At 52.8% G+C, this 11,792-nt stretch carries 12 protein-coding genes; 10 read left to right on the top strand and 2 right to left on the bottom strand.

Going from position 1 to position 11,792, the window contains the following annotated elements; all coding sequences use genetic code 11:
• Positions 1–106: 106 nt before the first annotated feature.
• Complete coding sequence (locus P0D43_RS14940; RefSeq protein WP_394672839.1) at positions 107–349, bottom strand: hypothetical protein; 243 nt, start codon at positions 347–349, stop codon at positions 107–109.
• A gap of 30 nt (positions 350–379) precedes the next feature.
• Between P0D43_RS14940 and P0D43_RS14935 the strand changes: the two genes are divergently transcribed.
• Positions 380–1,336, top strand: a complete 957-nt coding sequence (locus P0D43_RS14935; protein WP_394672838.1) for a ketopantoate reductase family protein — start codon at positions 380–382, stop codon at positions 1,334–1,336.
• On the opposite strand, the gene P0D43_RS14930 is transcribed toward P0D43_RS14935, so the two are convergent.
• Positions 1,337–2,047: a GntR family transcriptional regulator gene (locus P0D43_RS14930; protein WP_394672837.1), complete on the bottom strand. Its 711-nt coding sequence runs from the start codon at positions 2,045–2,047 to the stop codon at positions 1,337–1,339.
• A gap of 162 nt (positions 2,048–2,209) precedes the next feature.
• Here P0D43_RS14930 and P0D43_RS14925 point away from each other — a divergent pair, with 162 nt between their 5' ends.
• The 9 genes from P0D43_RS14925 (at position 2,210) to P0D43_RS14885 (ending at position 11,764) form a co-directional block, all read left to right on the top strand.
• Entirely contained in the window at positions 2,210–3,664 is a 1,455-nt protein-coding gene (locus tag P0D43_RS14925; protein ID WP_394672836.1) for a 2-hydroxymuconic semialdehyde dehydrogenase, read from the top strand.
• Positions 3,665–3,674: 10 nt separating this feature from the next.
• On the top strand, positions 3,675–4,505 hold the full coding sequence (locus tag P0D43_RS14920) for an alpha/beta fold hydrolase (protein ID WP_394672835.1): 831 nt from the start codon (positions 3,675–3,677) through the stop codon (positions 4,503–4,505).
• 5 nt (positions 4,506–4,510) lie between these two features.
• A complete protein-coding gene (gene dmpE / locus P0D43_RS14915; protein ID WP_138517578.1) occupies positions 4,511–5,293 on the top strand; it encodes a 2-oxopent-4-enoate hydratase in 783 nt (260 codons plus the stop codon).
• A 29-nt stretch (positions 5,294–5,322) separates the two neighbouring features.
• Positions 5,323–6,240: an acetaldehyde dehydrogenase (acetylating) gene (locus tag P0D43_RS14910; RefSeq protein ID WP_394672834.1), complete on the top strand. Its 918-nt coding sequence runs from the start codon at positions 5,323–5,325 to the stop codon at positions 6,238–6,240.
• Positions 6,241–6,250: 10 nt separating this feature from the next.
• On the top strand, positions 6,251–7,279 hold the full coding sequence (gene dmpG, locus P0D43_RS14905; protein WP_394672833.1) for a 4-hydroxy-2-oxovalerate aldolase: 1,029 nt from the start codon (positions 6,251–6,253) through the stop codon (positions 7,277–7,279).
• Positions 7,276–8,064 (top strand): 2-oxo-3-hexenedioate decarboxylase, encoded by a 789-nt coding sequence (gene dmpH / locus P0D43_RS14900; RefSeq protein WP_138517581.1) that lies wholly within the window; start codon positions 7,276–7,278, stop codon positions 8,062–8,064. The genes dmpG and dmpH overlap by 4 nt, the downstream gene beginning before the upstream one ends.
• Before the next feature lie 11 nt (positions 8,065–8,075).
• Positions 8,076–8,267, top strand: a complete 192-nt coding sequence (locus tag P0D43_RS14895) for a 2-hydroxymuconate tautomerase (protein WP_105029444.1) — start codon at positions 8,076–8,078, stop codon at positions 8,265–8,267.
• A 141-nt stretch (positions 8,268–8,408) separates the two neighbouring features.
• The gene (locus P0D43_RS14890; RefSeq protein ID WP_394672832.1) at positions 8,409–9,359 is read left to right on the top strand and encodes a YCF48-related protein; all 951 of its coding nucleotides are present in this window, start codon (positions 8,409–8,411) and stop codon (positions 9,357–9,359) included.
• On the top strand, positions 9,356–11,764 hold the full coding sequence (locus P0D43_RS14885) for an RND family transporter (RefSeq protein ID WP_394672831.1): 2,409 nt from the start codon (positions 9,356–9,358) through the stop codon (positions 11,762–11,764). The genes P0D43_RS14890 and P0D43_RS14885 overlap by 4 nt, the downstream gene beginning before the upstream one ends.
• The last annotated feature ends 28 nt before the right edge of the window (positions 11,765–11,792 follow it).

Below are 11,792 nucleotides of genomic sequence, written 5' to 3'. Positions count from 1 at the left end.
ACACCAAAGTTCTGTTTGCAAGCAAATCGCAATTCCATTTTTTGATCGCGAAGAGTTCTTAGAAAATGTTGTCCGGTAATGGCCCGGCTACGTTAGTTCAAATTGACTAACCCTTTAGGGTGGCAATGATCGGCAATTGGCCAAACTTTGATTTTTGCTTCAACACCAAAGTCGAAGTATTTGGATTGCTGCCGTCACTTGGCGTTGGTTTCATTGAGATATGTGTTTTGGCCGGGCTCATTGCACCTGCGAAGATAGTGAGCACATCCAGCAGGATTACCGAATGCTCTTCACCATGCTCGAAAAATGCGAAGATTAGCAATTGATTGTTTGTATAGCGGAATTTCACTTGCAGTATGGTGATGCCAAAGGAGAGTGTATGGAATCGCTTGGTGAGAAAAAACCGCTGCGCTTGCTGTTTGTGGGTGCCGGGGGCGTAGGTGCCTACTATGCTGCCCGCTTGATCATGGACGGAAATTCCGTGGTGTTGACGGCGCGCGGGGGTCACCTTGAAGCGATGAAAACCCGTGGCTTGCAGGTTGAGCATGATCAGTTTTCATTCAAGCAGCCTGTGTGTGCAGTCGATCAAGCCACCTTGCAACGCCAGTACCAATGCGAAGATTTTGATGTACTAGTACTGTGTTTGAAATCGCAGGACACGGCGAGTTGGCTCGATTCAAATTCAGTTTGGCTGGCCGCTGGCGCTACGCCAGTTTTGTCTTTGCAAAATGGTGTCGAGAATGAAGCAGTACTCAGCAAGGTATTGGGCGTTGACCGAGTAGTTGGTGGTTTGGCTGTAAGAATTGGCGCACATATCGTTTCGCCAGGGTGTGTCGAGGCACAAGGCTTATGTCAAATTGTATTGGGTGCATGGCCAAATTCGGTTGTAAATGTAGGCTTGCAAAGCGTAGTTAAGAGGCTAGCGGATGCATTCAATGCATCGGGAATTCCCACCCGGGCGGCCGTCGACATTCGATATGAGTTGTGGAAAAAACTGTTGGTGAACAATGGTGTGAATCCCTTGTCGGCTTTGACTCGAAAGGACACTGGCTTTTTAACGAAACACCCGCATTACAGGCAAGTGGTTTATGCGGCAATGCAAGAGGTGGCCGCAGTTTCAGGGGCAGACGATGTGGTGTTGAGCCAGTCTGATGTGGATGAAATGTTCAAGTTGATCTGTGAGTTTGATCCGATCAAAACTTCGATGTTGGTAGACCTTGAAAAGGGCCGCCCTTTGGAGCTAGATGCGATCAGTGGCAGTGTGCTTAGGCGTGCTGAACGCTTGGGGATCGATACACCCGTAACAGCATTGATTCATTCAATGCTTAGCAGCTGATTACTTTCCGAATCTTTCTTTGGGCAGCTTTTGTACTGCGACCAAGGATCGATTGATGTGTTCAGCCAGAATTTGCGTGGCCAGCTCACTGTTTCGGTTCAAAGTTGCATTCAAGATTTCCTCGTGCTCGGAATGCACGTCGCGGGGAATGGGCTTCTCGGAAAGAATCAGCCTGCGATAACGTTCTGACTGCATGTACAGCAGATGCTGAAACTGCTTAAGCCAGCGAGAGGGGCAGGCGGAAATGAGCGTGTCGTGGAACAGGCGGTTTTTGCGTTCCCATTCGCTGCGGGTTTCAACTGTTTCTTCACCCAAGCGTGATTCTGCGCGGCTTAGCATGTGAAATGCACCCATGACTACAGCTTCCCACTGATCGTCGCCCAAGGCGATGGCCTGGCGCAGAGCCTCTGTTTCAATCATCACACGGGTGCGGGTAATGTCCTGAAAATCCTCAGGCGACATGGGGGCGACGGTGAAGCCTCGGTGCCCTTGCGCCACCACCAGACCATCATTCAGTAGCAGTTGCAGTGCTTCACGCAGGGTGCCTGCGCCCACGTCGTAATTGTCTTTCAGGTGTTCTACCCGTAGCTTGGTACCCGGCTTGTGCACGCCTTCAATAATGTCGTGGCGCAACTTGCGGTAAGCGGTTTCGGCCAGGGTCAAGCTTTCGCCGTTGGTGACGCTGCTCGGCAGTGAGACCACTTCATTCATACACACCCCAAAAAATTCTTTCCGTTTCGCCATTGTAGACGAGTTGCGGCGTTAATCAATATTGTCGATGAAAAATAATATTCTCGAGAAAATATATTGACGTCGAGAAAAATAAGTTTTATCGTTTGTTCATGGTTTAATTGATTGGCAAGGAAGAATGCAATGAAAGAAGTTCTGAACTTCATCAACGGGGAGTTTGTGGCAACGGGAAACACATTCCCCAAGCATTCGCCCTTGAACAACGCGGTGATTGCGCAGGTCCATGAGGCCAGCCGTGCACAGGTCAATGATGCAGTGGCCGCTGCCAAAGCTGCTTTGAATGGCCCATGGGGCAAGATGACGGTGGCAGACCGGGTGCAAATGCTGTACGCCGTGGCCGATGAAATCAATCGTCGATTTGATGACTTTTTGCAGGCTGAGGTGGCCGACACCGGTAAGCCGGTGAGCCTGGCCAGTCACATTGATATTCCCCGCGGGGCGGCCAACTTCAAGGTGTTCGCCGACACCATCAAGAATGTGCCCACAGAATGCTTTGAAATGGCCACTCCGGATGGACGCGGCGCGCTGAACTATTCCATTCGTCGCCCTGTGGGTGTAGTGGGCGTGATTTGCCCCTGGAATCTCCCTTTGCTGCTGATGACCTGGAAAGTTGGCCCTGCGCTGGCTTGCGGCAACACGGTGGTTGTAAAACCTTCGGAAGAGACCCCACAGACTGCTGCGCTGTTGGGTGAGGTGATGAATAAAGTGGGCGTCCCTCCTGGCGTATACAACGTGGTGCACGGCTTTGGTCCAGATTCCGCGGGTGAATTCGTGACTACCCACCCCGATGTGAATGCAATTACCTTCACCGGCGAAACACGCACCGGTGCCGCAATCATGAAAGCGGCTGCGCAAGGTGCACGCCCCGTGAGCCTTGAAATGGGTGGCAAGAATGCCGCAATCGTGTTTGCAGATTGTGATTTTGATGCCGCCATTGAAGGCACCATGCGCTCGGTGTTTGCCAACAGCGGGCAAGTGTGTTTGGGCACTGAACGTGTGTATGTGGAACGTCCGATTTTCGACAAATCTGTGGCTGCCATGAAGAAGGGCGCGGAGGGTTTGAAGCCCGGATTGCCAGACGATAAAGACACTGGCATTGGCCCGGTGATTTCACAGGAACACCGCGACAAAGTATTGGGCTATTACCGAAAGGCGGTGGAGCAGGGCGCAACCGTGGTGACTTGTGGTGGTGCATTTGAGATGCCTGGCGAACTGAACCAGGGCGCTTGGGTGCAGCCCACCATTTGGACTGACTTAGATGACGATGCGGCGGTGTGTGTCGAGGAAATCTTTGGACCCTGCTGCCACATTGCCCCCTTTGATTCTGAAGACGAAGTGGTGGCGCGTGCCAACAACAATGTGTACGGCCTTTCCACTGCTGTTTGGACCCAGAGCCTGGCCAAAGCGCACCGTGTGGCTGCCTCGATTGAAGTGGGTTTGGCTTGGGTGAACAGCTGGTTCTTGCGCGATTTGCGCACACCGTTTGGTGGTGCCAAGCAATCGGGTATTGGCCGAGAAGGGGGTGTGCACTCGCTGGAGTTTTACACCGAACTTAAAAACATTTGCGTGAAGCTGTAAGGAGCCCACGATGAACGCACCCGCTTCACCCGAAATTGGATTGAGCATTCAGGCCAACGGCCTTCAAACAAATTATCACGATCAAGGCCAGGGCACGAACCTGATGCTGATTCATGGTTCCGGCCCCGGTGTTTCGGCTTGGGCGAACTGGCGCTTGGTGATACCCGGTTTTGCAAAACAATTCCGCGTTGTTGCCCCAGACATGGTGGGCTTCGGTTTCACTGAGCGCCGCCAAGGTTACCAATACAACCTGGACAACTGGGTGGCCCACGCCATTGGTGTGATGGACGCGCTGAACATTGAACAAACCGATTTGATTGGTAACTCGTTTGGTGGCGCTGTAGCGCTGGCGCTGGCGATTCGCCACCCCAGTCGTGTTCGCAAGCTGGTGTTGATGGGCAGTGTAGGCGTGCCATTCCCGATTACTGAGGGACTGGATGCCGTGTGGGGTTACCAGCCGTCATTCGAGAACATGCGTCGCATTATGGATTACTTCGCCTACGACCGTGGCCTTGTGAACGATGAGCTGGCTCAGTTGCGTTTTCAGGCCAGCATTCGCCCCGGTTTTCAGGAAAGTTTTTCAGCCATGTTCCCCGCGCCACGACAGCGCTGGGTAGATGCCATGGCCAGCCATGAAAGCGATATTCGAGCGCTGAATAAAAGCACATTGATTGTGCATGGCCGGGATGATCAGGTCATTCCATTGAGCACTTCGCTGTGTTTGCACGAAATGATTGTGGATTCGCAACTGCATGTTTACGGCAAGTGCGGTCACTGGACCCAGATTGAACACGCTGCGCGCTTTGAGCGCTTGGTGACTGACTTCCTGCAAGAGGCTTAAAGCAAATGGACGCTACTCAAATTCGCGACTTGGGCGATGAACTTTACAACGCATTGACCCAACGGCACACGATTGCACCGCTGACCAGCCGTGATTTCGATATCACGATTGAAGACGCCTATCACATTCAACAGAGGATGATTGCGCGACGCTTGGACAACGGCGAGCACGTTATCGGGAAGAAAATTGGCGTGACCAGTGCGGCCGTGATGAACATGCTGAATGTGCACCAACCCGACTTTGGCTACCTGCTCAATGGCATGGTGTACAACGAGGGCGAAGCCATTGAAGCGGCCAGCCTGATTCAACCGCGTGCAGAAGGTGAAATTGCATTTTTGATGAAACGCGATTTGATGGGCCCTGGTGTAACCGCCGCCGATGTGCTGGCTGCCACAGAAGGCGTGATGGCCTGTTTCGAAATTGTGGACTCACGCATCGCCGATTGGAAAATCAAGATTCAAGACACCGTGGCCGACAACGCCTCTTGCGGTGCAATTGTGTTGGGTGACCGTGTGGTCGACCCGCGCAAAGTAGACCTGTTCACCTGCGGCATGGTGCTGCAAAAGAATGGCGACATTGTGGGTACCGGTGCGGGCGCTGCTGCACTTGGGCACCCAGTGAACGCGATTGTTTGGCTGACCAATACGCTGGGCCGTTTGGGCATTGGTCTGAAGGCAGGTGAAATTATTTTGTCAGGTTCTCTGGCAGCACTGATTCCCGTGAAGGCAGGCGATTCGCTGCACATGTCGATTGGCGGCATTGGCAACTGCTCTGTTCGCTTCGCGTAAGTTACAACGCAAAAGGCAAAAGGAATTCGATGATGAAAAAGATCAAATGCGCACTGATTGGTCCCGGCAATATTGGCACCGATCTCTTGATGAAACTGAAACGCAGTGCGGTGCTCGAGCCTGTGTGGATGGTCGGTATCGATCCCGAATCAGATGGCCTGAAGCGTGCGCGCGAGATGGGTATTAAAACAACCGCTGAGGGTGTGGATGGTTTGCTGCCCCATGTGGAAGCCGATGGTGTGCAAATTGCATTCGATGCCACCAGTGCTTATGTGCACGCAGAGAACAGTCGCAAGCTGAACGAACTGGGTGTGTTGATGATCGACCTGACACCCGCAGCAGTTGGGCCTTTTTGCGTGCCTCCTGTGAACCTGAGGGAGCATGTTGGCAAGCGCGAGATGAATGTGAACATGGTGACTTGCGGTGGTCAGGCGACCATTCCCATGGTTTATGCCGTGTCGCGTGTTCAACCGGTCAGCTACGGCGAAATTGTGGCCACGGTGTCCTCGAAATCAGTAGGCCCCGGTACCCGCAAAAACATTGATGAATTTACCCGCACCACAGCTGGTGCTGTTGAAAAAGTGGGCGGAGCAAAAAAAGGCAAAGCCATTATCATCATCAACCCGGCTGAGCCACCTTTGATCATGCGCGACACCGTGCATTGCCTGGTGGAAGGTACACCTGATCAGGAAGCAATTACCCAGTCGGTTCACGACATGATCAAGGAAGTACAGAAGTACGTGCCTGGTTACACGCTGGTGAATGGTCCTGTGTTTGATGGCAACCGTGTGTCGGTGTTCATGCAAGTGGAAGGCCTGGGTGACTACCTGCCGAAGTACGCCGGTAACCTCGACATCATGACGGCTGCGGCAGCCCGCACGGCTGAAATGTTTGCCGAGGAAATTCTCAGCGGCAAGCTGACCCTTGAACCCACCGTGAGCGCCTAAGGAGAACCCCATGAGCTTGAAAGGAATTGAAATCAAACTGCATGACATGACGCTTCGCGATGGCATGCACCCCAAGCGCCACTTGATGAGCCTGGAACAAATGCTGAGCATTTCAAAGGGGCTGGACGAGGCAGGTGTGCCACTAATTGAAGTGACCCATGGTGATGGTCTCGGTGGTTCATCTGTGAACTATGGTTTTCCGGCGCACAGTGATGAAGAGTATTTGAGCACAGTGATTCCCGCCATGAGGCAGGCCAAGGTGTCTGCCTTGTTGTTGCCTGGTATTGGTACTGTGGATCATTTGAAAATGGCGAAAGACCTGGGTGTTTACACCATCCGTGTTGCTACGCACTGTACCGAGGCCGATGTGAGCGAGCAGCACATCACTTATGCCCGCAAGCTTGAAATGGACACCGTGGGTTTCCTGATGATGGCCCACATGGCCAGTGCAGAGAAGTTGATTGAGCAAGCCAAATTGATGGAAGGCTACGGTGCCAACTGCATTTATGTCACCGACTCTGCTGGCTACATGCTGCCCGAAGAGGTGTACGAAAAAATCAGCGCAGTGCGCGATGCACTGAAGCCCGATACCGAAATTGGTTTTCATGGTCACCACAACCTGTCGATGGGCGTTTCAAACTCCATCGAAGCCATTCGTGGCGGCGCTCGCCGTATTGATGCAGCCGCAGCCGGTTTGGGTGCGGGGGCAGGTAACACACCGATGGAAGTGCTGGTGGCGGTGTGTGAACGCATGGGCATCAAGACGGGTGTGGATGTATTCAAGATTTCCGATGTGGCAGAGGACCTGGTGGTACCGATCATGGATCACCCCATTCGAATTGATCGTGACTCTATGACTTTGGGTTACGCCGGTGTGTATTCAAGCTTCCTGTTATTTGCCAAGCGAGCCGAGAAAAAGTATGGCATCAGCGCCCGTGAAATTTTGGTTGAGCTTGGGCGACGCGGCATGGTGGGCGGTCAGGAAGACATGATTGAAGACACGGCCATGACAATGGCCCGTGCAAGGAGCGTTGCATGAAACTGGATAAGAAAACCATCTCTGCACTGGCGGAGCACCTGGAAAGCGCAGAACTGAATACGCGCGATGTGGTGAAGATTACCGATGACCACCCCGACATGGATTGGGACGACGCCTATGCCATTCAGGATGAAATTCGTGCCCGCAAAGAACGCCGTGGCGTGCGCATTGTGGGTCTGAAAGCCGGTTTGACCTCGCACTCGAAGATGAAGCAAATGGGTGTGGATACACCGGTATTCGGGTTTCTGGCTGATTACTTCAGCGTGCCGGAAGGTTCGGCCGTGAAGGTGAGCGAGTTGATTCACCCAAAGGTGGAGCCTGAAATTGCCTTTGTTACCAAAGCTGATTTGCGTGGCCCAGGTTGCAACATTGCCACTGTGCTGGCGGCCACTGACTTTGTGATGCCAGCCATTGAAGTGATCGATTCACGTTACCGCGATTTCAAATTTGATTTGAAAAGCGTGATTGCAGACAACACGTCCGCTGCACGTTTTGTGGTGGGCGGCACCATGAAACCAGTCGACGGCATGGACTTGAAAACCACTGGCATTGTGTTGGAAAAAAATGGTGTGCCCGTGGCTTTTGGTGCAGGTGCCGCAGTGGTGGGTCACCCGGCAGCAGCCATTGCGATGCTAGCCAATGAACTGGCCAAGCGCGATCAGTTTGTGCCGGCAGGGTCGCTGATTTTATCGGGTGGCATTACCGAGGCCGTGGCCGTGGAAGCTGGCGACAACGTCACCTTGCATGTGCAGGGTTTGGGCCAGGTCGGCCTGCGTTTTGAGTGAGGGCGAACAGCATGCCATTTGCACAAATCAATTTGATTGAAGGGCGCACGGAAGAGCAAAAACGTGCGGTGATTGAGAAGGTGACTCAGGCCTTGGTTGAGGCTGTGGGTGCACCGATTGAAGCGGTGCGGGTTCAGATTATTGAAGTACCCAGCACCAATTGGGGCATTGCAGGCGTGTCTGCAAAAGACCGGGGGCGATAAGCCAGTGAGATAAACCGTTCGCATTCCAGCTGCACATAAAAACCACAGCAGCTTTTCATTTGCCAAACAGAGAAGGCAGGAGACATTGTGAATATTCAGTATTCAGGGGCGCCTTTGCGCCTAAAAAAATCAACAATTAGCTTGGCACTGCTTGCAGTGGTCGGTGCTGCGTTGTTGAACGCTTGTGCTGATAGCACGGTTCAATCTGGCAGCAATTCAGCGCAACCCCCAAAAACTGTTGAACGTTTTGAGGTTATTCAAACCTTGAGCGCTTCCGGCACGACCGTGTTGGGTGGTACGCAAACCGGTGTTGTGACTGTGTCTACCGACGCTGGTAATACGTGGAGCCGCAAGCAGGTATCGGACACCGCATCGTTCATTGATTCGACATTTTGCCCCGATGGCAGTGCTGCCATGCTGGATGTGTACAACACGGTGTGGATCTCATCAGGCGATTTTAAAGATTGGCTGCCTACCAAATTCGACAAGCCCTCTAGCCCGGTGGCAATAGAGTGCCACAGCAGTGGTTTGTGGGTGGTCGGTTCTGGTTCCAACCTGATCAACTCCACTGACCAGGGCAAGAGCTGGCGCGTTGTCAGCTTCGATGAAGATGCACAGTTCACGGCACTGGCTTTTACCAGTGATACCCATGGAATTGCTTTTGGTGAGTTCGGCATGCTGGCGTTTACCGATGACGGGGGCCAAACCTGGCAACGCGGTGAACCGATCGCCGGTGATTTCTACACCTACGACGCTTTGTTCACTGATCCGTCTACTGGTTATGCCAGTGGCCTGGCTGGTCAGGTATTGAAAACCACGGATGGCGGAGTGACTTGGGCGCGCTTGGTGAACACCACGGAGGCACCTTTGTATCGCCTTTTCATGCATGCAGGGGTACCACATGGTGTGGGTGCCAATGGCACGCTGGCAAAGCTCGACGGTGATAAATGGGTGCGCGTGGCCTATGAACGCCCCGTGTTGTCTTTCCTTGGCGCTGCTGTGTCAGGTGATCAATCTATTGTTGTGGGCGGCCCGGGCGGCCTGCTTCGCACTGTTCAAATTTCCAACTCCAGTCAGGCGGACCCATCATGATCAAGTCATTCGCCGATCGTTTGATCGCACAAATTATTCGCGCCGAGGAGTGGTTGTTTGCCAACCCGAAAATTGTGTTGGGCATGATCATGCTCGTCACCTTGGGTTTTGCCGCAGCCATTCCTCAGCTGAAGGTGTATTCCGATTTCTCGGACTTGTTACCGCAAAACCACCCCTATATCCAAACCTACAACCAACTGAAAGAAAACTTCGGTGGCGCCAACATGGTGGTGATGGCGGTGGAGGTGAAAGAAGGCACGATTTTCAACAACGACACCTTGAAGTTGATTGAGAAAGCCACACAAGGTGTGGACAACCTGCCCAGTGTGAACCACAACCTGGTGAGTAGCCTGACGCACAGATCTTCTCGAAAAATTTATCTGGATGAAACCGGTGCCTTTCTTTCCGATACGTTTTACGACAGCAATAACGGTGAGTTAAGTGAAGCCCAACTGACGCAGTTGCAGAAAGACGTCACTGCGAATCCCACTATTTACGGTTTGCTGGTGTCGCCTGATATGAAGGCCGCCTTGATCAAAGCGCAGCTGAACGAAGGCGATATTGATTACGAAAAAACATTCGGTGCGCTGATGCAACTGCGCAGCGAGTTGACGGATGACAAACACAATTTGTACACCACAGGCAACCCTGTGCTCACCGGTTGGGTATACACCTACTTAGACCAGTTGGTTGCGATCATGGCCTATACACTGGCTTTACTCACACTATTGCTGATTGTGTATTTCCGACGATTCTACGGCATTGCCTTGCCTTTGTTGGGAATTGCTTTGTCATCGATTTGGGGTTTGGGTTTCATGGCCATGGTGGGTATTAATCTTGAGCCGCTGTCACTGCCCATTCCGTTTTTGATTGCCGCACGGGCCACTTCGCATGGTGTGCAGTTGGTGGTGCGCTATTACGAAGAACTGGCCATTGTGAAGAATGGAAAGAAGGCTGCACGTAATGCGCTGGAAGCACTTTTCCGCCCAGGTTCACTGGCCATTATTGTGGATGCCTTGGGTATTGCCGTGCTGGTGCTGGGTGCTGCACCGTTCAACTACAAGCTCGGTATCGCAGCCGGCTTCTGGGGCTTCTCGGTCATTTTCACAGTGCACTTCATGGTGCCACTGGCGCTGACCATTCTTCCCCAACCCAAAAATACCAAGAACGAAAACCAGGGTATTCGTGATGCGCTGGGCAGCATCACAAGCAAAACCGTGGCGCGTTTCAATGGCGCTGTCACTGTGTTGGTGGCTACAGTGGCTTTGTCTGCCGTCGGATTCTATTACGTGAAAGATGTACAGATGGGTGAATCTGAGCCTGGCTCGCCAATTCTGAACCGTGATCATGACTACAACCTAGGCACCAAGGCCATCAACGACCTATTCCCAGGTTCCGAAGAATTGCATGTGTTGGCACGCACGGCAGAGAAGGGTGGTATCAAGCGGCCAGAAGTGATGGCAGCGATTGAAAAATTTCAGGCACACATGCTAAGCGACCCTGAGCTGGGTGGCACCAAAGCCATCCCAGGGGTAGTGCGTGTGGTGAACCGGTTATTGCACAACGACGATCCCCGCTGGGCGCAGTTGCCCGACAACGAGGCCGAAGTAGGCGGATTGATGTTTGCATATCAGGTGTCCAGTCCGATTCCAGGTGCGCTGAAAGAGTTTGTAACGCCCGATGAGAACGAAGCCAACATGGTTTTTTACTACAAAGACCACAAGGCCAGCACCATCAACCGCATTGTTGCTTTGGCTGAGGAAGGAAAGCGCATTGCTGAAGCCGAGGTACCCGGACTGACCATTGAACTGGGTGGCGGCATTATTGGCGTGACAGCGGCAGCCAACCAGGCTTTGCACACCGACCACATGATTATCATTCCTGCAGTGATGATCATGGCCTTCACACTGGTGATGGTGTATTACCGCTCGGTTCATGCTGGCTGGCTGATGATCATGCCCATGCTGTTTGCCACGCTAATGACCTACGCCTACATGGGTGCATTTGGTATCGGCATCAGTGTGAACACCGTGCCAGTGATCGCGGTGGGTGTGGGTGTGGGCATCGACTATGCCGTGTACTTCATGGACCGCATTCGTGAAGAAATGCACGGTGTCAAAAACATCAAGCAAGCCGTGATCAATGCCGTGGCCTCCACAGGCTATGCCGTCAGCTTCACTGCCGCCACGCTGATTGCTGGCGTGGTGTTGTGGATTTTCATGTCCGATCTCCGATTCCAGTCTGATGCAGCCGTGCTGCTGAGTTTCATGCTGATTGTAAATGCCATCGCCGCCATGTTGCTTGTGCCCGCGTGGTGTGTGGTGTTCAAACCGAAGTTTGTAATGGGTGAAGTGCACATAGAAAAGGCACAAGCCGCTGATTTGAAACTGGCGAAAGCCGCCTGAAAAATTATCAAGCAGTAAAACAGCAAAA

Source organism: Limnobacter sp. (assembly GCF_043511195.1).
Lineage (GTDB): Bacteria > Pseudomonadota > Gammaproteobacteria > Burkholderiales > Burkholderiaceae_B > Limnobacter.
This window is presented reverse-complemented; position numbering and strand designations above follow the sequence as displayed.